The sequence below is a fragment of the Arthrobacter sp. 49Tsu3.1M3 genome (assembly GCF_900168135.1).
Lineage (GTDB): Bacteria > Actinomycetota > Actinomycetes > Actinomycetales > Micrococcaceae > Arthrobacter.
This window is the reverse complement of sequence record NZ_FUZD01000001.1, coordinates 350571-373234: the sequence shown is the minus strand read 5'-3', so window position 1 is coordinate 373234 and position 22664 is coordinate 350571. Positions and strand designations below refer to the sequence as shown.

22 protein-coding genes are annotated in these 22664 nt (G+C 66.9%); 13 read left to right on the top strand and 9 right to left on the bottom strand.

The window, feature by feature from the left end; genetic code table 11:
* Positions 1-183: 183 nt before the first annotated feature.
* Complete coding sequence (locus tag B5X90_RS01830; RefSeq protein WP_079549794.1) at positions 184-1224, bottom strand: LacI family DNA-binding transcriptional regulator; 1041 nt, start codon at positions 1222-1224, stop codon at positions 184-186.
* 287 nt (positions 1225-1511) lie between these two features.
* Between B5X90_RS01830 and B5X90_RS01825 the strand changes: the two genes are divergently transcribed.
* The 6 genes from B5X90_RS01825 (at position 1512) to B5X90_RS01800 (ending at position 6763) form a co-directional block, all read left to right on the top strand.
* Positions 1512-2531 (top strand): asparaginase, encoded by a 1020-nt coding sequence (locus B5X90_RS01825; protein ID WP_179129007.1) that lies wholly within the window; start codon positions 1512-1514, stop codon positions 2529-2531.
* A 74-nt stretch (positions 2532-2605) separates the two neighbouring features.
* Positions 2606-3493: a polysaccharide deacetylase family protein gene (locus B5X90_RS01820; protein WP_079549793.1), complete on the top strand. Its 888-nt coding sequence runs from the start codon at positions 2606-2608 to the stop codon at positions 3491-3493.
* Entirely contained in the window at positions 3493-4881 is a 1389-nt protein-coding gene (locus B5X90_RS01815) for an MFS transporter (RefSeq protein WP_079549792.1), read from the top strand. Before B5X90_RS01820 ends, B5X90_RS01815 begins: the two co-directional genes overlap by 1 nt.
* Positions 4871-5638: an SDR family NAD(P)-dependent oxidoreductase gene (locus B5X90_RS01810; RefSeq protein WP_079549791.1), complete on the top strand. Its 768-nt coding sequence runs from the start codon at positions 4871-4873 to the stop codon at positions 5636-5638. The genes B5X90_RS01815 and B5X90_RS01810 overlap by 11 nt, the downstream gene beginning before the upstream one ends.
* A 20-nt stretch (positions 5639-5658) precedes the next feature.
* Positions 5659-6381 (top strand): SDR family NAD(P)-dependent oxidoreductase, encoded by a 723-nt coding sequence (locus tag B5X90_RS01805; RefSeq protein WP_079549790.1) that lies wholly within the window; start codon positions 5659-5661, stop codon positions 6379-6381.
* Positions 6382-6421: 40 nt separating this feature from the next.
* A complete protein-coding gene (locus B5X90_RS01800; RefSeq protein ID WP_143264614.1) occupies positions 6422-6763 on the top strand; it encodes a hypothetical protein in 342 nt (113 codons plus the stop codon).
* A 186-nt stretch (positions 6764-6949) separates the two neighbouring features.
* Here the strand turns inward: B5X90_RS01800 and B5X90_RS01795 are convergent, their stop codons facing one another.
* Together B5X90_RS01795 and B5X90_RS01790 are read right to left on the bottom strand one after the other, a co-directional pair.
* A complete protein-coding gene (locus B5X90_RS01795) occupies positions 6950-7630 on the bottom strand; it encodes an FMN-binding negative transcriptional regulator (protein ID WP_079549788.1) in 681 nt (226 codons plus the stop codon).
* A gap of 61 nt (positions 7631-7691) precedes the next feature.
* Positions 7692-8705, bottom strand: a complete 1014-nt coding sequence (locus B5X90_RS01790; RefSeq protein ID WP_079549787.1) for a DMT family transporter — start codon at positions 8703-8705, stop codon at positions 7692-7694.
* Between B5X90_RS01790 and B5X90_RS01785 the strand changes: the two genes are divergently transcribed.
* A complete protein-coding gene (locus tag B5X90_RS01785) occupies positions 8704-10119 on the top strand; it encodes an aminotransferase-like domain-containing protein (protein WP_079549786.1) in 1416 nt (471 codons plus the stop codon). The genes B5X90_RS01790 and B5X90_RS01785 overlap by 2 nt on opposite strands.
* A 15-nt stretch (positions 10120-10134) precedes the next feature.
* Here B5X90_RS01785 and B5X90_RS01780 read toward each other — a convergent pair whose 3' ends face one another.
* Positions 10135-10539: a type II toxin-antitoxin system VapC family toxin gene (locus tag B5X90_RS01780; RefSeq protein ID WP_079549785.1), complete on the bottom strand. Its 405-nt coding sequence runs from the start codon at positions 10537-10539 to the stop codon at positions 10135-10137.
* A gap of 33 nt (positions 10540-10572) precedes the next feature.
* Positions 10573-10911, bottom strand: a complete 339-nt coding sequence (locus tag B5X90_RS01775) for a YnfA family protein (RefSeq protein ID WP_079549991.1) — start codon at positions 10909-10911, stop codon at positions 10573-10575.
* 222 nt (positions 10912-11133) lie between these two features.
* Between B5X90_RS01775 and ribA the strand changes: the two genes are divergently transcribed.
* The 5 genes from ribA (at position 11134) to B5X90_RS01750 (ending at position 16964) form a co-directional block, all read left to right on the top strand.
* Entirely contained in the window at positions 11134-13113 is a 1980-nt protein-coding gene (ribA, locus tag B5X90_RS21775; protein WP_079549784.1) for a GTP cyclohydrolase II RibA, read from the top strand.
* A gap of 43 nt (positions 13114-13156) precedes the next feature.
* Positions 13157-13954 (top strand): dioxygenase family protein, encoded by a 798-nt coding sequence (locus B5X90_RS01765; protein ID WP_079549783.1) that lies wholly within the window; start codon positions 13157-13159, stop codon positions 13952-13954.
* A 117-nt stretch (positions 13955-14071) separates the two neighbouring features.
* Positions 14072-14929 (top strand): SDR family oxidoreductase, encoded by an 858-nt coding sequence (locus B5X90_RS01760; RefSeq protein ID WP_079549782.1) that lies wholly within the window; start codon positions 14072-14074, stop codon positions 14927-14929.
* Between the two features lie 122 nt (positions 14930-15051).
* The gene (locus tag B5X90_RS01755; protein ID WP_079549781.1) at positions 15052-15558 is read left to right on the top strand and encodes a universal stress protein; all 507 of its coding nucleotides are present in this window, start codon (positions 15052-15054) and stop codon (positions 15556-15558) included.
* 275 nt (positions 15559-15833) lie between these two features.
* Positions 15834-16964 (top strand): hypothetical protein, encoded by a 1131-nt coding sequence (locus B5X90_RS01750; RefSeq protein ID WP_079549780.1) that lies wholly within the window; start codon positions 15834-15836, stop codon positions 16962-16964.
* A gap of 77 nt (positions 16965-17041) precedes the next feature.
* Here the strand turns inward: B5X90_RS01750 and trxB are convergent, their stop codons facing one another.
* Positions 17042-18034, bottom strand: a complete 993-nt coding sequence (trxB, locus tag B5X90_RS01745; protein WP_372702863.1) for a thioredoxin-disulfide reductase — start codon at positions 18032-18034, stop codon at positions 17042-17044.
* A gap of 132 nt (positions 18035-18166) precedes the next feature.
* A complete protein-coding gene (locus B5X90_RS01740) occupies positions 18167-18805 on the bottom strand; it encodes a LysE family translocator (protein ID WP_079549778.1) in 639 nt (212 codons plus the stop codon).
* A gap of 340 nt (positions 18806-19145) precedes the next feature.
* Between B5X90_RS01740 and B5X90_RS01735 the strand changes: the two genes are divergently transcribed.
* A complete protein-coding gene (locus B5X90_RS01735; RefSeq protein WP_079549777.1) occupies positions 19146-20741 on the top strand; it encodes an MFS transporter in 1596 nt (531 codons plus the stop codon).
* Between the two features lie 37 nt (positions 20742-20778).
* Here B5X90_RS01735 and B5X90_RS01730 read toward each other — a convergent pair whose 3' ends face one another.
* Together B5X90_RS01730 and B5X90_RS01725 are read right to left on the bottom strand one after the other, a co-directional pair.
* On the bottom strand, positions 20779-21447 hold the full coding sequence (locus B5X90_RS01730) for a GAP family protein (RefSeq protein ID WP_143264613.1): 669 nt from the start codon (positions 21445-21447) through the stop codon (positions 20779-20781).
* A gap of 39 nt (positions 21448-21486) precedes the next feature.
* Complete coding sequence (locus B5X90_RS01725; protein ID WP_079549775.1) at positions 21487-22641, bottom strand: AI-2E family transporter; 1155 nt, start codon at positions 22639-22641, stop codon at positions 21487-21489.
* Positions 22642-22664: the final 23 nt, after the last annotated feature.

Sequence of the window (22664 nt, the reverse complement as noted above, 5' to 3'; positions counted from 1 at the left end):
TAGTCCCAATCTTGGGCAAACCTCCGATATGACGCTGTGAGTCGGATCACTAATCTCAACTCATGGGCTCCTCAACTCATGGTCTTGGAGCCTGCACGGTTGGACTATGGATGGATGGCGCGGGCCGGTATGGCCTCCGATTCCACTCACTGATTCGACTGACAGGAGGATTCTCTTGCAGTGTCACACCGCGATGCCGAAGGCGCTGCTTTCCCGCACGCACAGGACCGGCTTCAGCCTGACCGGTTCGACCTTCCGGCCGTCCAGCACGCCTTTGAGGAGCTGCACCGCAGTCCGCCCGATATCCAACATGGGCGAGCGGACCGAAGAGAGTGGGATGGGAAGTTCCGCGGCCAGGGAGGTGTCGTTGAAGCCCACCACGGCCACGTCGCGGCCGACGCCGAGTCCATGGGACCTCAAGGCTCCCATCGCGCCTATGGCCGCGAAGTCGTTGACGGCGAACAGTGCCGTCGGGCGGGGGTTGCAGTGAGCCAGAATGGTCTCGGCCGCTTCCCGTCCGCCGGCGGTATCAAACCGGGACCAAACCACGGCATTCCGGGGAATCTTCCCGCCCAGCGCACGCCAGCGGTCCACGAAGCCGGCCGTCCGGTCGACGGCCGTGCTGGCATAGGGCTCGCCGGCGATCACGGCGACGTTCCGGTGCCCCGTGCTCCACAGGTGCTCCGCCACAAGCTCACCGCCAAGGACGTCGTCGCAGGTGGCCGACGGGAAGCCCGGGACGCGGCGGTTCATGAGCACAAACGGCACCTTCCGGGCGGCCAGCTCCCGCAGCAGGCCGCTGTCCAGGTGTGCGTCGCCGATGATCAGCCCGTCCACGCGTCGGGCCAGCATGGAGTCCGTCTTGCGCCGTTGTTCCTCCGGATCGTCGCGGGAGTTCATGACAAACGTGGAGTAGCCCAGTTCCGCCGCTGCCTCGTCAATGCCCTCGTACATGATCGCCAGAACGAGGTCCGAAAGCCGGGGCACGATCACGCCCATGAGGTGCGTGCGCCGCGTCCGCAGCCCGGCGGCCTGCGGGTCGGGGGAGTAGCCGCGCTTCCGCGCCAGCTCGCGCACACGTTCGGCCGTAGCCACGGAAGCTGCCCCTCGCGCCACGTCGGAGCCCGAATGCAGGATCCTGGACACGGTCGAAGGGTGGATGCCGAGCTCGCTCGCGAGATCCTTCAGCGTCACTGTGCGGCCGCCGGCCGTACTCTCTTCCATTCATTCCCCTGCCTCAGCTCAAAAGGTCGTCATCACCAAGAGTGCCTGATGATGACTGGATCTCCGGCCCAGGCACCCTTGACGTGTTGCACATCACATTCTATAGTCATTCGCACGGCATACCCAATCGATTGGGTAGGCGGAATCCCGGCACTCGGCGGTGAAGTATTTACCCCCTTGAAACTTCCGGGAGCACATGCGGGAAACATGGCAAGGATAACTTTTAGTCAACAACCCAATCGATTGGGTAGGCACCCGGAAGCGGATGCAGAACAAGCGGAGTGGAAATGACAGTCAAAGATTTGGCCGGGCCGCACGTGGTACTGCTGGCCACGGGAGGAACCATTTCCTCCCGTGCGTCCGAGGCCGGGGGAGCCGCCGTGGCCTCCGACACGGGGGAGCAGGTGTTCGCCAGCATGGGGGTGCCAGCGGCCCATCCGGTCCGCGTGATCGACGTTTTCCGGAAAGGCTCGTACCTGCTGACCGTCGACGACATGATCGCCATCTGCGCCACGATCCGGGAGGCCTTGGCCGACCCGCAGGTTCTGGGCGTCGTGGTCACCCACGGTACGGACACGATGGAGGAAACGGCCTATCTCGTCGACCTCACCCACGATGATCCCCGCCCGGTCGTGTTCACCGGAGCGCAGCAGGCCGCCGACGCCGACTCCCCGGACGGACCCGGCAATCTTTCCCGCGCCATCGCCGTCGCCGGTTCTCCGCGGGCGCGGGGAACAGGTGTGCTGCTGGCCTTTGCCGGGACCATCTTCCCCGCGGCCGGCGTCCGCAAGCGCCACACAACCAGCCTCGATGCCTTCGCCAACCCGGACTTCGGTACCGTCGGATCGGTGTCCGACTCCGGCGAGGTCGAGATCCAGGCGGCACGGCGCGGCCTTTCCCCGTTGCCGCTGCCGGGCGCGAACGCAGGTGCGCCGCGCGTGGACCTCGTTGCTGCCTATCCCGGAGCGGACGCCACGCTCCTGCGGGCTGCCCTCCAGGCCGGGGCGGCAGGGATCGTGCTCCAGGGGACTGGAACGGGCAACGCCAACCGCGTGCTGTGCCAGGAAGTCGCGCAGGCCACCGCTGCCGGCGTGGTGGTTGTGACCAGCACCCGGGTGGAAGCCGGTGCCGTGGTGCCCCGGTACGGCGACGGCGGCGGCGAGGATCTGCGCGCCGCCGGTGCCATCCCCGCCGGGCTGCTCAGGCCATCCCAATCGCTGGTCCTGCTGAGCCTCCTGCTGAGGCTCGGTACCCCCGCCGCCGGGATTGCGGAGACCTTCGCCCAACGGGGGACGCCCCCTGACTAGGTTCATTCCCGCCCTAAAGCCAAACCTCAACAAAAGCCAAACCTCAACAAAAAGCGCAGTGAAAGGTTGATCTCATGACTAAGGACATCCAAGTCGCGTTCGGTGTCGACGTGGACGCAGTTGCCGGAATGCTCGGCTCCTACGGGGGCGAGGACTCGCCCTGCGATATCTCCCGCGGCCTGTTCAGCGGCGAGGTCGGCGGCCCCCGGATCATCCGGCTCTTCGAGAAGTACAGCCTGCCCGCCACCTGGTTCGTGCCAGGCCACTCGATCGAGACTTTCCCGGAACTGACGCGGATGATCGTCGATGCCGGGCACGAAATCGGCGTTCACGGGTACTCGCATGAAAACCCCATCGCCATGACCCGCGAGCAGGAGACCGCCATCCTGGACCGCTCGATCGAACTCATCGAGAAGGTCTCCGGCCGACGGCCCACCGGCTACGTCGCTCCCTGGTGGGAATTTTCCCCGGTCACCAACGAGATCCTGCTCGAACGCGGGATCAAGTACGACCACTCCCTGATGCACAAGGACTTTGAGCCCTACTACGTCCGGGTCGGCGACAGCTGGAAAAAGATCGACTACACCAAGGCCGCCGAAACCTGGATGGAGCCTCTGGTCAGGGGCACCGAAACCGACCTCGTGGAGATCCCCGCCAACTGGTATCTGGATGACCTCCCTCCCATGATGTTCATCAAGGCGGCCCCGAACTCCCACGGATTCGTCAGCCCCCGGGACATCGAACAAATGTGGCGCGACCAGTTCGACTGGGTGTACCGGGAAATGGACCAGGCCGTCTTCACCATGACCATCCACCCGGACGTCTCGGGCCGCCCCCAGGTGCTCCTCATGCTTGAGCGCCTCATCGAACACATCAACTCCCATGAAGGCGTCAGCTGGCTGACGTTCGACCAGATCGCGGACTCCTTCCTCGCCCGCAGCCCCCGAAAGGAAAACCAGTAATGACCATCCAGCAGCCCGCCGTCGATCTGACGCAACCCGGACCGGACGAAAAACGCCGCTTCCCCGTATTCTCCAAGCACCACACAACCGTCGCCACCGTCTTGGCGCTATGTGCCTGGACCGTCGCCGTGTTCGACTTCGGACTCTTCGGCACCCTCTTGCCGGCCATGCAGCAGGAATTCGGCTGGACCGCCACCGAAGCCTACGCAATCAACACCTGGATCGCCGTCGGCACCGCGATCGTCTGCTTCGGAATCGGCCCCGTCATTGACCGGCTCGGCCGGCGCAAGGGCATGATGACCACTATCGGCGGAACCGCCATTGTCTCCGGCCTGACAGCCCTGATCCCGACCGGAATCCCGTTCCTCAGTAACGGCCTGTTGATTCTGGTTCGTTCCTTCGGTGGGCTCGGATTCTCCGAGCAGGCCGTCAACGCGACCTACATGAACGAGGTCTACCAGGTCACCGAAGTCGCGGACAAACGCAAGCGCCCCGGCTTCCACTACTCCTTCATCCAAGGCGGCTGGCCGCTGGGCTTCCTGCTTGCCAGCGCCCTCGCACTCGTCTTCCTCCCGTCCCTTGGCTGGCGCGCCCTGTACCTGATGGCGACAGTTCCTGCAGTGATCATCGTGCGGCTCATTTCCAAGAAGCTCAAAGAAACGCCGCAGTTCGAACTGCACCACAAGCTGACCCAGCTTGAGAAGCACGGCAAGACCGAGGAAGCCCACGCTCTGGCCCATGCCTTCGGCGTTGAGCACTCCTCCGCGGCCCCGCTCAAGCGCATCTGGGAGCCGCATCTGCGCCGGAACACGATCGTCTTCTCGCTGGCCTGGATCTTCAACTTCTTCGGCATCCTGATCTTCAGCATTCTCGGCAGCTCCGTCCTGAAGAACGCCAAGGGTGTGGAACTTTCCGATGCCTTCTGGATGTTGATCGTCATCAACATGCTGGCGTACTTCGGCTACGTCTTCCACGGGTGGCTCGGTGACAAGATTGGCCGGAAGCGGACCATCATTGGCGGTTGGATTCTCTCCGGCATTTCATTCACCATCATGCTCAGCCCCCTCGCCGAGAGCCCCTTCATGATTATCCTGACCTACGGTGCCGGACTGTTCTTCCTGGTGGGACCGTACGCCGCGATCCAGTACTTCATGGCCGAGTGCTACCCGGTCAGCTGCCGTGCCACCGGCACAGCCTTCATCGGTGCAATGAGCCAGCCGGGCACCATTCTCGGCGGGTTCCTGTTCACGCTTGCCGCCGCCAGCATGGGGACCGGCGCTGCAGCCCTGTGGGTCGGCGCGGCCGGAACGCTGTTCTCCGGCCTGCTGATGATCGCCGCGAAGCCGCCGGCCGAAGCCCTTATTGAGGACCACCCCCATGACGCCTGAGAACAGGGTGGCCGTGATCACAGGAGCGGCCAGCGGCATTGGACGGGCCCTCGCGGTCCACTACGCCCAGCGGGGCGTGCACACCGTGATTGGGACCTTTCCCGGTGACCCGCATGACCCGGAGGAAACCCTTCGCTTGGTGAAGGACGCCGGCGGCCAGGGGGTCATCCACGAAGTAGACGTCCGCAGTACCCCGTCAGTTGATGCTTTCGCCGACCGCGCCGTCCAGGAATACGGCCGCCTGGACTACGCAGTGGCCAACGCCGGAATCCTGCGCAACTCACCGCTGGAGGAAATGACCGATGAGCGCTGGCACGACATGCTCGACGTCGACCTCACCGGCGTGATGCGGACCCTGCGCGCCGGTTCCGCGAAGATGACCGACGGCGGAGCGCTGGTTGCCGTATCTTCCATTGCCGGCGGCGTCTACGGCTGGGAGGAACATGCCCACTACGCGGCCGCCAAGGCTGGCGTGCTCGGGCTGATCCGCAGTGTGGCGGCCGAATTAGGGCCGCGCGGCATCCGCGCCAACGCCGTAATCCCCGGGCTGATCGAAACTCCCCAGTCCCTGGATCCGGTGAACTCTCTGGGCCCCGAGGGACTGCAGCGCGCCGGTCTGGAGATCCCCTGGGGCCGCGTCGGACGGCCCCAGGAAGTTGCCAGCGTGATCGGTTTCCTGACCTCGGATGATGCCGTCTACGTCACGGGCCAGTCCCTGATTGTCGACGGCGGTCTCACCATCAAGATGCGTGCCTGAAAGGCCCCGGAAGGACAACCATGAACAACCCTGACGCCTCCCGAAACACGGAGGGCCGCGCTGTAGTGGTCACGGGCGGGGCCAGCGGGATCGGCAAGGCCATCGCCGAGGCCTTCACCGCCAACGGCGACAGAGTCGCCGTCCTGGACCGGTCGGGCGCGGCGGGAAGCATCGCCGTCGACGTCTCGGACGAGGCGAGCGTGAAGGCGGCCTTTGCCACAGCACGGTCCCGGCTCGGCAGCATCGACATTCTTGTGAACAGCGCCGGTCTTCTGACGGAATCGCCGCTGGAAGACATGACACTTGCCATGTGGAACGAGACGATTGCCGTTGACCTGACCGGTGTCTTCCTCTGCTGCCGGGAGGTGGTGGGGGAGATGCGGCAGCAGAAGTGGGGCAGGATCATCAATATCGCGTCCCAGCTGGCCATCAAGGGGGGCACCGGGCTCAGCCACTACAGTGCCGCCAAAGCCGGAGTCGTGGGGCTGACCAAGGCCCTGGCCCTGGAAACGGCCGCCGACAACGTGCTGGTCAACAACATTGCCCCCGGCCCCATCGAGACGCCCCTTGTTGACGGCATCTCGGAGGAGTGGAAAGCGGCGAAGCGTGCCGGGCTGCCGCTGCTGCGCTTCGGGCTGGCGGACGAGGTGGCGCCGACGGCGCTGCTTTTGGCCAGCGATCCGGGCGGCAACTTGTACGTCGGACAGACACTCGGGCCAAACTCCGGTGACGTCATGCCCTAGGAGGGAGGCTCATATGTGCGGTGCCTGTGGACGAAAAGTGGTGAGCGATCCTGTCCTGGGTCCGATCAGAACGCTGCGGCAGCACCTGATTGTCGCCCAAACGATCAACGACGCCAGCCAATCCTGGCCGGGAGCCCCGAAGGTGGCCGCGACCAGCAGCGGCTGGCTGGTCTCGGGACCCAAGGGCGCCACAGAAGCCGTGTCGACGGTGGAAGCGTTGTGGTCGACTGTCCTGCGGGGCACCTCGGTCGTGCAATGGCGCGGCCTGCGTGCCGCTGCGGATCTGGAAGCGGGGGAACTGGACTCGCGGGACCTGGCGCTCCAGGTGCTGACCCTCGGCCACGAGATGGCACGGGATTCCGCTACGGAACCGGACGCGTGACGCGCAAAAGGTCCGGCGCTGCGGGTAACCCGTAGCGCCGGACCTTTTGCGAGGCACCGGTCCGAAAACGCGGCGAAAACGGGCAGCCGGGGGCACTCTGTGTTCCGGCGGCGTCCAGCCGGAGCCGGGCTCAGATGCCGGGGTCAGCCAGCAGCCATCAAGGTACAGGTCAGTCCGGTGCCAGGATCAGGAAGCAGGACCGGCCGGGGCGTTGCCGGAGTGCGGGCACTGTATCTGTTCCGCTGCCTGTGCTCGCGCGCTTTCGACGTCCGCGGCGCTTTCCAGGTCACCGCGGGCCCGCAGCCCGGCCACCACACCGTCAACATCGGCGTCGGGCCGGTTTTGGCTGAGTTTGTGCTTCGCCTCGATCCGCGTGATGAGAAGCTCGACGCCGACGATCGCGCGCAACTGGCCGGCAATGTAGCGTTCCGGGGCGTCCTCGACGGTCCAGGGCCGCTCGGAGCCGGCCTCGTTGTGGTTGCTCAGCCGCCTCACATGGCTGGCGAGCCAGGCGGGATCGTCGTGGATGACCAGGGTGCCGTACAGGTGGGCCGTGGAGTAGTTCCAGGTCGGAACCACCCGTCTGTGCTCCGCCTTCGACGCGTACCACCGCGGCGAGATGTAGGCGTCCGCGCCCTGGATAATGGCGAGCGATTCGCCGAGGGCTGGTTCAGACCATTGGGGGTTGTTGCGGGCCAGATGCGCGTGCAGGGCACCGTGCTCACCGGCCGAGGGGTCGAAAACGAAGGGCAGCAGCGTGGCAAGCATGCCCTTCGCGGTGGCGGTGACCAGGTTGGCCGCGGACGGGCGCGTGAGCAGATGCCGGACTGCATCGGGGCCGGCGGCGAAATGTGCGGGGATGTACACGGAAACTTCCCTTCGGATCGGTCTGGGGCTGGGCGGCTTCGGGGCGGGGCAGGTGATCAGATCAGCCGGATTGTTTCACTGTCACAGTGTCCCTCGCGTTGTCCTTGGCGCTGTCCAGCACCTTCGTTTTGCTTCCCGCCGCTCCCGCGGCCCTTGACGCACTCGGCCGGGAGCGGACGGCCAGGCCGGCGCAGAGAATGACCGCCGTGCCGCCGATGATGGTCGCCCAGGTCAAGTCTTCGCCCAGTAGGAGCCCGGCCCAGCAGATGCTCAATACCGGCTGGACGAGCTGGATCTGGCTGACCCGCGCCATCGGTCCGATGGCCAGGCCGCGGTACCAGGCGAAGAAGCCGAAGAACATGCTCACGACGCCCAGGTATGCGAAGGCCGCCCACTGCACGGGAGTAGCGGAGGGAGGCTGGCTGGCCATAGAGAACGCCGCTATGCCGGCCATGAGGGGAGAGGCGAGAACGAGGGCCCAGGAAACGGTCTGCCATGAGCCGAGTTCGCGGGCCAGCAGGCCGCCTTCGGCGTAGCCGATGGCCGCCGAGAGGACGGCGCCGAACAGCAGCAGGTCGGCCAATTGCAGTTGCCCGATGCCGCCGGACTGCGCAGAGGCGAAACCAATCGCCGCCACTGCGCCCGCGCCGGTGATCATCCAGAAAGACGTGGGCGGCCGTTCGTGGCCGCGGATCACCGCCATGGTTGCGGTCGCCGCAGGGAGTAGCGCAATAACAACCGCGCCGTGGCTGGCGGGAACCGAGGTGAGGGCGAACGAGGTCAGCAGCGGGAATCCGACCACCACCCCGCCGGCGACCACCGCAATATGCACCCACTGGGCGCCCCGGGGCAGGCGCTGCCGGGTCAATGCGAGGGCGAACGCGGCGAGCACGGTGGCAACAACAGCCCGGCCCGATCCGATGAATAGCGGAGACAACCCCGCAACCGCCACGCGTGTGAACGGCAGAGTGAAGGAGAATGCGGCGACGCCGACGAATCCCCACCACAGTCCGGTTGCCGGCCGGGACGATAACGGTTGATCGATTACAAGTGTAGCGCTACTATTATCTTTCATGTCTTACGATAGCACCTCGCGGATGGCGGCGCGGCTCCGGGAATGGATTGCGGCCGCCGCCCCAGGCGCCCGGCTGCCTTCCACGCGTTCCCTGGTTGCCGAGTACCAGGCCAGCCCCGTGACTGTGCAAAAGGTCCTGCGGACCCTCTCCGCGCAGGGCCTGATCGAGAGCCGCCCCGGCGTCGGGACGTTCGTGCGGGCCGTTCGTACAGCCCGGCCCGCGGACTACGGCTGGCAGACGACGGTGCTGGGATCGCCCCGGGCGCCGCTCCGCCCCGTCTCCACTGCGATGCGCAGCGCCCCAAACGACGTCATCGCCTTCCATTCAGGCTATCCGGACCGGGAACTGCTGCCTGAGCGGCTGGTCAGGGCGGCCCTGACCCGGGCTGCCCGGGGTGAGGCTGCCCTGTCACGTCCGCCTGCCGCGGGCCTGCCTGACCTGCAGTCCTGGTTCGCGCACGAGCTCCGGGCTGCCACCCCGGCCGGCGTCGCACCGCCAACGCCGCGCGACGTGATCGTACTCCCGGGGAGCCAGGGCGGGCTCAGTTCCGTGTTCCGGGCGCTCGTCGGCAGCGGGCAGCCGCTCCTGGTGGAATCCCCGACCTACTGGGGGGCGATCCAGGCCGCCGCGCAGTCCGGTGTCCGGGTTGTTCCGGTACCCAGCGGCCCCGAAGGCCCGGACCCCGAGGACCTGGCCCGCGCCTTTGACGAGACCGGCGCGCGGCTGTTCTACGCACAGCCGAACTATGCGAATCCCACCGGCGCGCAATGGCCCGCCCGCCTGCGCGAGCAGGTGCTCGACGTGGTGCGCGAACACGGTGCGTTCCTGGTGGAGGATGACTGGGCCCATGACTTCGGCATCACCACGGATTCCGTGCCCATTGCCAGCCTCGACGATTCCGGCCATGTCGTCTATCTGCGTTCACTGACCAAGAGCGTGTCCCCGGCCATACGCATTGCCGCGGTGATTGCCCGCGGCCCGGCACGTGATCGCATCCTGGCCGACCGGGGCGCCGAGTCCATGTATGTCAGCGGTGTTCTCCAGGCGGCCGCCCTCGACGTCGTGACGCAGCCGGGATGGCAGGCGCACCTGCGCGGACTGCGGCTTCAGCTCCAGTCCCGCCGTGATCTCATGCTCAGCAGCCTGCGGGAACTTGCCCCGCTGGCCCACGTGGAGCACGTGCCCACGGGCGGACTCAACCTCTGGGCCCGCCTTCCCGACGGGACCGACGTCGACCAGTTCGTCGGGGACTGCGAGGCCGCGGGGGTCATCATCGCGGCCGGCACCGAGTGGTTCCCGGCCGAACCCGCCGGACCGTTCATCCGGCTGAACTTCGCCGGACCCAATCCGGGTGCTTTCCGGGAGGGCGCGCGGATTCTCGGCCAGGTGCTCGAACGCACTGCCGGGCGGTAGGCGGCCGCCCCCGCCCTATGCCGTCGTGAGCAGCGCCTCAGGTGCAGCGAGCGTCACGAGGCCCTGCACGGACCGGGCGAGCCCGGCGTCGAGCGTCACAAAGGCGTCTGCCTGAAGCCGGGCCAGGGCCACGTATTCGGCGTCAAAGGTGTCATCCCAGCCCAGTTCCTCGGCGAGGCTCCACGCGGCGCGTTGCAGGACGCGGTCGCCGAGGAGCCGGATGCGAAGGCCCCGGACGTAGTCGAGCCGGCGGTTGGCATCGGCCTGCGTCACGTCGCCGCGCCGGACTGACTGGTACAGGAGCGAGAGCACCTGCGAGCGGAGGAGTGTCGGCGCCACCAGCTGGTGATCATCGGAAACCGCCGGCCTGTCGAGGGCAAGGTGAAGGGCCACATCCGGGCCAATCACGAATCGGGTCATGGTTACTGGATCCTTTCCTGGGTACAGCAGCTGTCATCCCGCCTCGCGGGGCGCGAACATGATGATGGCGACCCCGAACAGGCAGATCACTGACCCCAGGACGTCCCACCGGTCGGGCCGGAAGCCGTCGAAGATCATGCCCCAGGCCAGTGAACCGGCCACGAACACGCCGCCGTACGCGGCCAGAATACGCCCGAAGTGTGCGTCCGGCTGCAGCGTCGCGGCGAAGCCGTAGAGGCCCAGCGCCACGACACCCAGCCCGGCCCACCACCAGGCCCGGCCCTCGCGGACGGACTGCCAGACGAGCCAGGCCCCACCTATTTCGGCAACGGCGGCGATGGCGAACAACAGGATGGTTTTCGGGATAGTCACGCCCTCATGATGGCACTGGCCGGCGGCCTGGCCGGGCGGGTGCGCGCCGACGCGCCCGCCGCCGTCATGCGGGGTCATCGCCTGCATCCACTGCCACCCGGTCCTATAACTTTAAGGTTCAAGTAAACTTGGCCGGAAAGGCCGCGCAACCCGAAGCCGACCGGCTTGACGGCTCCGCCCCGCCAGCGTCGGCACCTGTTGCCCAATACCCGAGGACCTGAGATGACCCTTGCGCCAGAAGCCACTGCAATGCCGAAGGTCGCAGCACCTTCGGCCGCCGTGCGCAGCCGCGTCTTCGTGCCGCTGCGCTTCCCGGACGGGTTCGAAGCCGTTGCCGAAGTGCTGACCTTCAGCGGGCTCGCCGACGGCAAGGAGCACCTGCTGCTGGCCCTCGGCGAGTGGCAGGAGGCACTGCAGGGTGCGGCGCTAGGCGGTGCCGGACCCCTGGTGCGGCTGCACAGCGAGTGCCTCACCGGCGACGTATTCGGGAGCCAGAGGTGCGATTGCGGCCCGCAGTTGCGGGAGGCCGTGGAGCGGATTGCCGCCGAGGGAGGCTTCCTGCTCTACCTTCGCCAGGAGGGCCGCGGCATCGGGCTGTATTCGAAGCTTGACGCCTACGCACTGCAGGATGGCGGCCTGGATACCTACGCCGCAAATCGGGCACTGGGCCACGGCGACGACGAGCGGGACTATACGGCGGCGGCCCAGATGCTGGAGGCAATGGGTGCCGGCACGCTGCGGCTGCTCAGCAACAACCCGGACAAGGCGGCCCAGCTGACCGGCCTCGGCCTTGAAGTGTCCGGGCAGGTCGCCACCGGCGTCCATGCCTCGGCGGCCAACCTTCGGTACCTGGCCGCAAAACGCGACCATACCGGGCACACGCTCGTGCTCCCGTCCGTCGGCGGACCTGTCGCCGGACCTGTCGCCGGACCCGTCGCCGGCCCCGACGCCGGACGTGTCGCCGGTGCGCCCGGCGCTGCCGCTGGCGACGCCCGTATCGACGTCGGGACTGCGTCCCGGGCCGGGGCCCGGGCGGCGGTGGCCGTCCCGACCCATGACGAGATGCTCGACCGGGTCCAGGGGCTCGTGCCCGGCCTGCGCGAGCGGGCCGCGGAAACTGAGGAGCTCCGGCGCATTCCGGACGCCACCATGGCGGAGCTGCACGCGGCCGAAGTCTTTCACGTGCTCTCCCCGAAGGGGGGCGGAGGATTCGGCATGGGACTGGAGACCTACGTGGAGGTGGTGCGCCGGCTTGCCCGGGGGTGCGCCTCCACGGCGTGGAGCGCCGGCCATCTGATCGAACATGTCTGGATGCTTGCGCGGTGGCCGCGGGAGGCGCAGGACGAGGTCTTCGCGAACGGGCCGGCTCCCTTGGCGGCCGCTACCGGGGCGCCGGCAGGAGTGGCCAGGAAAGTGCCCGGAGGCTACTCCATCTCGGGCCGGTGGACCTTTGCCTCCGGCGTCATGCATGCCCAATGGGCACTGCTCGCCGCGCAGCACGGCGACGTGCGCCTGCAGTGCCTGGTGCCGCTGGCCGACGTCGAGCTCCTCGACGTGTGGCAGACGGCCGGCCTGCGGGGTACCGGGAGCAACGACATTCGGGCAGGGAACCTGTTTGTCCCCGAGCATCGAACGCTGGACTGGGAACTCCTGGGCGCGGAAACCAATCCGGGGAGCCTGCTCCACGCTGATCCGCTGATCCACACCCCCATGGGCGCGCTGCTGAACATGGTGGCCCCGGCCGCTGCCCTGGGGTCTGCCGAATACGCGCTCGACCTGTTCCGCGAGCTGATCATGGTCCGGAAGGTCAAGCACACCGTGGAGAGCCGCCAGGCGGACTCGCCGCTCGCGCAAGTCCGGTATGCGCACGCCTTCGGGCTGGCGGCCACCGCGCGGCTGCACTGGCACGAAGCGGTCCGGGTGGTCTCTGGCGCCCATGCGCGCAGGCCTTCGACCATGACGGAGCCGGACCGCGGGCAGTACCGGCTGTCCCTCGCCCTGAGCGGCGAGGCGTCGGCCGAGGCCGTCCGGGTGATCATGCTGGGATCCGGCGGGAGCGTGCACCGGCTCTCGCATCCACTCCAGCGGATCCAGCGCGACGTCAATGTCCTGATGAACCATGCGGCGCTGACGAGGGATCCGGTTCTCGAGCAGGCGGGCCGGGGCCTTCTGGGTCTCGGGTTCAGCGTGCCCTCGTTCTGACCAGAAACTTGAAGCTTCAATCAAAATGGATTAGGCTGATCCTATGACTCAGACCACTGACCGCCCCCCGGTCCTCTTCCTCAGCCATGGCGCCCCGCCGCTGGCCGACGACTCCACGTGGACCCGTGAACTCCACGACTGGTCCGGCACCTTCGGCAAGCCCCGGGATATCCTCATGGTCTCCGCCCACTGGGAAAACGCCCCCGTCACGCTCAGCGCTACCGGGCGGGATCCCGGCCTGGTTTACGACTTCGGCGGCTTCCCGCAGAAGTACTACGAGGTGGCCTACGACGCCCCGCAGGCGCCCGAGCTGGCTGCCGAAGTCGAGAAGCTCGTCGCCGGCCACGGCCACCACGTGGAGCGCGATGAAAGCCGTGGACTGGACCACGGCGCCTACGTTCCGCTGAAGGAGATGTACCCCGACGCCGATGTGCCGGTCGTGCAGATGTCCATGCCGACGTTGGATCCGCAGGGGTTGTTCGACCTCGGCGTGTCGCTGGGGCCCTTGCGGGAGCGGGGCACGCTGATTGTCGGATCGGGATTCACGACGCACAACCTGCGCTGGTTCAATCCCGCCGGGGGACCGGACTCCGCTCCTCCCGCGGCCTCGAGTGAATTCGACCACTGGGCGGAGGAGGCCATGGCCCGCGGCGACGTCGACGCCATCCTCGACTTCCTGAACAAGGCGCCCCCCGCCCGGGAAGCGCACCCCCGCAGCGAGCACTGGGCTCCGCTCTATGTCGCCCTCGGGGCTGCGTACGGCTCGGGAGACATCCAGGCCCGGACAGCAATCGACGGGTTCTGGTTCGGGTTGTCCAAGCGGTCGTGGACCCTGACGTAGCGGTCGCACAACGTAAGAAAGGGAATGAACCGGACCGGGGTCCGGTTATGCCCGCCAGCGCCGGATCGCCGGCGAACCAGAACGTAACGTGGCTTGACCACTGATGAGGAGAGCAACATGACGACTGCAGTAACGGGTGCGACAGGACAACTGGGCAGGCTGGTCCTCGATGAACTGCTCACCAGCCAGGAACCGGATTCGCTGGTGGCCATCGTTCGCGACGCCGCGAAAGCCGGGGAACTGGCTGCACGAGGTGTCCAGGTGCGCGTCGCCGACTATTCCGATCCCGCGGCTCTTGAGGCTGCGCTCACGGGTGTTGACAGGCTCCTGCTGGTTTCCGGAAGCGAGGTGGGCGCCCGGGTGGCGCAGCACGGCAACGTCATCGACGCAGCCAAGGCCGCCGGCGTCGGGTTCATCGCCTACACCTCCGTCCTGGCTGCGGACACCACCGAGCTGATCCTGGCGCCAGAGCACAAGGCAACAGAGGAGCTCATCCGCGCGTCGGGACTTGGTTTCACCTTCCTGCGCAACGGCTGGTACACCGAAAACTACGCCCAGACCGTGGCAACGGCCAAGCAGACGGGCGCCGTCGTGGCCGCTGCCGGTGACGGCCGGGTGGCCAGCGCGACGCGGGCCGACTACGCGGCCGCGGCCGCGGCGGTGCTCAGCTCCGCCGGGCACGAGGGCCGCACGTACGAACTCTCCGGCGACTACGCCTGGGACTTCAAGGAACTTGCGACGGCGCTCACCCGGATCACAGGCCGGGAAGTTGTCTACCAGCCCGTCTCCGCCCCGGAACTGGTTGAGGTCCTGACCACAGCCGGCCTCGACGCGGGCACCGCGGGATTCCTCGCCGCCCTGGACGCGGACACCGAGGCGGGCCTGCTGGCCACCGTCACGGGCGAGCTGTCCCGGCTGATCGGGCGGCCGACGACGCCGCTGTTGCAAGCACTGACGTCCGCCGCCGCGAGCTAATCAGCACTCCCAGGAGGCAGCGAGACCGGGAGGCCTGGGGTGGGCATAATGAAGGCGTGGATTCCCGCTGCACCCGCAGGCCATAGTCACCCTGCGGGTGCGCGCCTCGACTGACAGGACCCATGGAAACTCCCGGTGATTTTGAGCAGGCCGGGGCCGGTGAATGGTCGGACGGCCCGCTGGTTCTCGGTGTGCCGTGGGAATTCGACGAGCGTCTCATCCGGGCCGCCGCCGGGCTGGCCACGATCATGGGAGTGCACCTGATCTGCGCGTTCGTGGACCCGGCGAGCTACCTCACGGAGTGGGAGCCGGCCGGAGTCCTGGACGGCACCTCATTGGATCCTGCCCCGAATGTCGAAGCCGAATACCCGGCCTCACAGCTGCTCAGCGGCCTTGAGGGCATTCTCGGTCCTCCCGGCGGGGCATGGTCCTTCCGGGTGCTGAACGGCGAAGTTGCCCACGCCCTGGGCCGGCTGGCTCAGAGCGCGGACGCGGCTGCGCTGATTGTCGGCGGGCAGCGGCCCGGGCGGATTGCCCAGATGGGCCGGCTCCTGGAGGGCTCGGTCAGCGTTTCCCTGACCCGTCTGCAGGGCCGGCCCGTCCTGGTCGTTCCGCATTCGGGTCAGTGAGGCACGCGGGTCAGTGAGGCACGCGCCGGCCGTGCGTCCGTCGAAGGACGGCGGGCCAACGGCGGGCCAACATCGGTCCAGCAGCGGGCCATCAAGCCGGGCGCCGGCGGCGCGGGTTCATCCGTTCCGGGTGACGGCCCCGGACCGCTGCGGCCATAGCGTTGGAGTACCGCCGGTGTGCGAGCGCCCGGATGCGAAGGATTGCTGGAGCAGAAGGGGCTGACGCTGACGGCGGAACTGCACGAGCCGTCGACGCCAGCGAATCGAAGTGAGTGATGGTAGACCCGAACAAGCCAGCAGCAGTCACGTCAGAGTCGCGGGCGCTTTTTGTCGGCAGCGCCGCCTTCCTCGTCCTGGGCGGCATCGCTTTTCTGCTGATCGGGCGGGAGCCGGTCCCGTTGTCCGGACGGGGTTCAGTCGGTGACATTGCCTCGATCGGCACGGCAGTGGTCGGCGCCGGGGCGGTGGTGGCCGGTTGCCTGCAACGCCGTCCGGCTGTGGCGCCGGAGGCCCGCGGGGGAGGCCGGATCCGCACGTCCATCGATATCGCCGCACTCGCGCTGGCGCACGCCTGCATCTTCCTGCTCGGCTGGCTGGCGCTTTTTTCGCTGTTCCAGCAGGCGTTCATCGGTGCAGTTGTCTACCCCTTCGCGGCCGCTGTCCTGGTCGGGACCACGGGAGCCATCAGCGCCTACATCGCCTACCTGTCCGCGCTCAGCATGACCGCCTACCGGCTCGCCGCCCTCCTCGCCGGTTTCCTCGTCACCGGCCTGCTCACCAGCATGCTCACCGCACAGAATCCGCTCTGGTGGCAGGAGAACCTCAGTGCCCTCGGCATGAGCTCCGACGTCTCCGGAGTGGCGTTCAACTTCACCCTGATCGTCGCCGGCGTCGTCATCTCCACACTGGCGGGATATGCGACGGCGACCCTCGCGGCGACCGCGAAGTCCCCGTCCGCGCTGCATCGGGTGCGGCTGCTCGAAGGCGGGATCGCCCTGATAGGCGTCTTCCTCGCCTGCGTGGGATTGTTCCCCGTCGATGAGCGCTTCGGGCTCCATACCCTGGTCGCGTCCGGCATGGTGGTGGTCTACGCGTCGCTCATTGTCCGCCTCCGCACGCTGGTCCCGTCCGTCTCGGCCACCTTCGCCGCGCTGGGGTGGCTCTTCCTGGCGGTCATCGTCGTCGCCGCGGTGCTGTGGTTCCCGGTCGGCTACTACAACCTCACCGCGGTGGAGCTGATCGCCGCGTCGCTGATCTTCGCCTGGCTCATCATCCTGATCCGCAACCTCGCAGCCGTCGATGCCGACCAGCTTGAGGCGAACCTGCCGGCCCGGCCGCTGCCATCGCCGGCTGAGCCTGCGCACCGGCCAGTGTCCGCAGCTGACAGCGCGGCGACCGAACCGTAGGTGCCGCGGGGCCAGCCCGTGCCGGGGGCCAGCCCGTGCCGGGGAGTGCCGCAGGGAAGGACCGCTTCCAGGGTCGACTAGGAGTGTGTGGGTTCTTCCACCAACGCGGTGGCGATGCTGTCGGCGTCCTCGAGCGCGGACAGGAAGCGTTCGGCGTCCAGGGCCGCGGCGCAGCCGGTGCCGGCGGCGGTGATGGCCTGGCGGTAGCGGTGGTCCACGGCGTCGCCGCAGGCGAAGACTCCAGTCAGATTGGTGACCGTCGTGGGGGAGTCGACCTGGATGTAGCCCTCGGCATCGAGGTCTATCTGGCCGGCCAAAAGCTCGGTCCGGGGCACGTGCCCGATCGCGACGAAGATGCCCGTCGCGGCCTGCTGCCGGGTGTCGCCGGTGCGGGTGTCGGTCAAGGTGACTCCGGTGACCTTGCCGTTGCCGTGGATCGCGGTGACGGCGGAATTCCATGCGAACCTGATCTTGGGGTTGTCCTTGGCCCGCTGGGCCATGATCCGGGAGGCGCGCAGTTCGCCCTTGCGGACCACCACGGTCACCGATTTGCCGAAGCGGGTCAGGAAAGTGGCCTCCTCCATCGCCGAGTCGCCGCCGCCGACCACGATGATGTCCTGGTCGCGGAAGAAGAAGCCGTCGCAGGTGGCGCACCAGGACAGTCCGTGGCCGCTGAACTTCTTCTCCTCCGGCAGGCCCAGTTCCTTATACGCCGAGCCCGTGGCGAGGATGACGGCGGGCGCTTCATGGGTCTCCCCGGTGCCGGTGACCACACGCTTCAGGTGCCCGGCTAGCTGCACCTCGGTGACGTCGTCGAACAACACCTGCGCGCCGAACTTTTCGGCCTGCTGCTGCAGGCCGTCCATCAGTTCGGGGCCCTGGATGCCGCCCGGGAAACCGGGAAAGTTTTCCACCTCGGTGGTGTTCATCAGGGCGCCGCCGGCGGTGACCGCACCGGCGATGACGAGCGGTTTGAGCCCGGCCCGGGCGGCATAGATCGCCGCGGTGTAGCCCGCGGGGCCGGACCCGATGATGATCAGCTTCTCGGTTGTCTTGATTGCGGCGCTCACGGTCGGGCTCCTTCGGTGACGGTTACCGGGCATGTGCTGATCATCCCGCCCTGTGGGGCGCTTATCAACGCCCCCGGGGCTGATCCGGAGTTTGGACACCCGGGAACGCGGCGCGGGAGCTTGCCCGGGCAGTTAGGCGGAGACCAGCGTCTGCGTCAGAATGGTGCCGCCAACTCCGACCAGGACCGCGCCTGAACTCCCGACGACGATCCGGCCGGTCCGGGGCCGGGCGAGGACTCCGGTCACTTTCTTGAGCGCGCTGAGCAGCAACACATACCAGGCCAACGCGATCAGCAGGAAGATGCCCGCCATCAAGGCGTGCTGGGCGAGGGGCGGCAGCGGGGCGACATTGAATTGCGGGAACAGCGACAAGTAGAAGACAGCGACCTTCGGGTTGAGCAAATTGCTCACCATCCCTTGCACGAAGGGCGAGGCCCCGCCGGGTTGGCGTTCCGCTGCCGGTGCCGGGGGTTGGCCGGATTTGGGTTTGGCGAACGCCTCAGCGAAGGCGCGCACGCCCAGGTAGAGCAGGTAGGCGGCCCCGGCAATTCTGATCCCGGTCCCGACAACTTCCGAGGCGCCCAGCAGCGCCGTGACACCGAGCACCGCCAGTGCGGCAAGGACCGTATTGCCGACCATGATGCCGGCGGCGGCTGTGGTTGCCGCCCGTGTGCCGCGGGGCGCATCCCTGAGGACAAGCGCAAAGTCAGGGCCCGGCACCACCACCACGACCAGGCAGGTCAGCACGAAGGCTGCCAGTTGTTCCAGCATCGGGGATTTCCTCCGGGCGTCAGGCTGTGGCTGTGGGTGGTGAAATTCTGTCCGCGAACGAAACCCGGACAGCCTCCTACGTTAGGCCATCACGGCACCACTGGAGCGCAGCCCCGTCCCGTTGTCGGCAGAAGGGGGGAACAACCTCACCCGCTGGGCATGATTCGGTCCCGACGCCGGACAGCTAGCTTTGCATCAGCATCGCATTGCGGGGGCGCTGGTGGGATGTGCCTGCAGGACCATGCTCATGCGTGAACTGCCCGGTCTGCTCCAGAGGAGGCGACATGTCCGGTTGTGTGGTGGACCCGAGCGAGCCAACGAGTGTGGGAGGTGGACCGCGATGAACTCTCCGCAGGACGCCGGGACCGCGCCGGTGCAATTCAACCAAAGGCTGGCGCTGCTGCTGGCGATGGCGATGTTCGTGCTGGTTGTCGACACGTCGATCATGAACGTCTCGATCTCCGCGGTGGTCAAGGACATCAACAGCACCGTCAGCGACCTTCAAGCAACCATCGCGCTCGAAGCGCTGGTGTCCGCCGCGTTCATCCTGATCGGCGGCAAAGTGGGCGACCTGATCGGGCGCAAACGCGCCTATATCCTGGGCCTTTGCGCGTACGCCCTCGGCGCCATCGCGATGACGCTGGCCCAAAGCATTGTGCCGATCCTCATTTTCTGGGCATTGATCGGCGGCCTGGGCGCATCGCTCCTCCTGCCGGCGATGCAGTCCCTGATCCACGGCAACTTCGACGGAGACGACCGGAAGCGGGTCTATGCCTTCGTCGGGGCATCTGCGGCGATCGCCGCCGCCGTCGGCCCCCTGCTCGGCGGGTTCATCACCACTTTTCTCTCCTGGCGTGTCGCCTTCCTGCTCGAAGCCATCATCATCGCGATCGTATTGTCGGGCATCAAACTCGTCCACGACGTGCCGTATACGGGACCCCGGGAGTTCGACGTCGTTGGATCGGTTCTGTCCGTCGTCGGCATGGGCGGCGTCGTCCTCGGCATCCTGGTCTGGCAGGAGGGCGGCGAGTCCGTGGCCGCCCTCATCATCATCGGCGTGGCTGGACTGTGCGGCCTGTTCTTCTGGCTCGTACGGCGCGAACGCCTCAAGAAAGCGACTCTCCTGGACCCGGGGCTGTTCCGTCTGAATGCCTTCCGGCTTGGCGCCACGGAGCAAATGATGCAGCAGGTGGCCCTTGGCGGCACCATGATCGTGCTGCCGATCTACCTCCAGATGGTCCTGGAATACAACGCGATGCAGGCTGGATTGTCCATATCACCCCTGTCGCTCAGCATGTTCGCGGTCGCTGTGCTCGCCGGCAAGAGAGCGGGGTCCCGCCGCCCGGCAAGCATCATCAGGTGGGGCTTCATCCTCCTGATGCTTGGGCTGATCACAATCCTTCCGGTGGTGCCCCGCGCGGACTCCGGCTGGTGGCTCCTGATCCCGCTGGTCATCGCGGGCTGCGGTCTGGGGCTGCTGGTATCGCAGCTGAACAACTACACGTTGTCCCCGATCTCGGACGAACGCGTCAGTGAGGCCGCCGGCGTGAACTCGGCTGCGGGCTCGTTCGGCCTGTCGTTCGGACTCGCCTTCGCCGGGGCCATCATGCTGGCGTCCCTCTCCATGATCTTCACTTCCATGGCGGAGTCCAGCACCGTGCTGCCGCCCGCGGAACAGCAGCAGGTCGCACAGGTGCTTGAAGAAGACGCGCAGGTCCTCAGCAACACCGCGCTTGCTGAACTCCTCGCCGGCCAGCCGCCGGCGATCCAGGACGAGATCATCCGGATCAACACGGAGGCCCGGCCCATCGCCCTCCAGATTGGTTTGCTCATTCCGATTCTCGCCAGCCTTGCCGGCCTCATCATCTCTTTCCGGATGGTGCGGATCCCCGATCCCAAGCCCGCCGGCGCCGGTGACGGCGCGTTCCTGGATTGAGGGGCTCACCGCTGCGAACGTGGTTTCGGGGTGGTGATCAGAGCTGGAGAATGCTGTAGCCCACGAGGAAAATCCCAATCGTCAGCGTCGCGATCGCGGCAATCCTGCGGCCATTGCGCTGCAGCCAGTTGAAAAGGGCGGTCAACGGCACCTGGGCCCGTTCGGGGGAGCGCAGCCACACAGCGACCGGAATGATGATTGCTGACTGGACGACGGCGGCGTAGGCGAGGATAAGCAGGCTACTTGGCAGCGGCTGCAGTTCCTGGACACTGATCACGGCACCGGCCGTGACGGCCAGCAGGATTGCCTTTGGACGAAGGTTCAAGCCAAGCCCCAGGACGACGAATTCCCAGGGCCGGGCGGAGCGGAACCTCGACTTCATCTTGCCAAGCATGGCGTTGTCCCGGCCGCCCTTGCTCACGAAGAGGTACAGGGAGTACGCAATCAAAAGTGCGCCGGTCACAATGGCAATCTGGGCCACCCATTCATCCTTATGCAGGCGCGGTGGACTGACGGGCAAGAATTGCAGCCCGACCGCCGACAGGCCCACGACCACGATCGAACCCGCAAGGCTGCCGATCAGGAAGGGAAGGGCGCCGCGGCGTGGATCTGGCGAGAGCAGGATCATGATAGTCACGCTGACAGGCACGGTACTGATCGCCCCGGCCAGGGCGAAGAAAGCCAGGCTGCTGAACGTGCTCAGCATGTGGCCCTCACCGGCCCCCGGCAGCACCCCGACGGCATGTCATGCCTTCGGCCCGCTTCCGGTGTCCGGGCGGCCCGTTTTCAGTCGTCCGCGGCGGGCGCGGATCGCCTTGTCTTCTTCCTTAATGAGCAGTTCGAGGTCCCTCTTGTCGCCCGTCAACGGCCGCCACCATGAGAGCGAGGGGTCGGAATCGAGCAGGATGGTCCGGAACAGGAGCGTCAGGGGGACAGCGAGGACGGCGCCGACAGGGCCCAGGACCACCGCCCAGAAGAGGACGGAGAAGAAGGTCAATGTCTCACTCAGCGACACGGCGTTGCCCACGTATTTCGGCTGGATGATCGACTGGATGATGCTGTTGATCCCGCCATAGATGATGATGACGGCCACGACGGTCGGCCAGCTGCCGGTGAGGTAGCCGAAGAACAAGGGCGGGATGATGGCGATGAAATACCCGATGTTGGGAATGAAGCTGCAGATGAAAGACAGCAGCCCCCAGAGCAGGGCGCCGGGGATCTGCAAGATGACCAGGACCAGCCAGTTGAACAAGCCCTGCGCTATTCCGAGGACCGTGGTGGCGACCATGTAGCGGCGTACGCTGGTGCCGAAACCGTTGAGCGCTGAAACCAGTGCCGGCCGGTGGTAGTTCAGATGGATCAACAGTGCCGGCACGCGGGAGCCGTCCACCGCCATGAGAATGAGCATCGTCAGGATGATCACGAGGCTGGTCACCAGGCTCGCGACGTTTCCCAGGAGGCCGCCCAGGAACCCGATGATGCGGCCCGGCGTAAACCCGCTCAGGACTTCCTGGGCTTGCTCCGGGCCAAATCCAACAGATTCCAGCAGCGTGGAGATCCTGGCGCCGATCTCGGCCATTTGGGGGGCGTATTGCGGCAGCAACGCGGAGAACTGGGCGAGCGAGGCGATCAGGACTGCGGCGAAGGCGGTCAACAATCCGAAGACAGCCGCGATTGTGGTCCCGGTGGCGATGCCCCGGGAAATTCCTCGTGCCTGCATCCAGCGGCGCAGCGGATGGACACAAAGCGTCAGCACGAAGGCAAAAAAGACCGGGGTGACTATTCCCTGGATCGCGCCGAGGCCAAACGCTGCAATCGTCGCGCTGGCCAGGGCGAGCAGGATTATGACGGTGCGGGGGAGGGCCGAACGTGGATTGGATTCCGATGGTTCCGGCTCCATGAGCCCTCCTTGGTTCAGCCTAG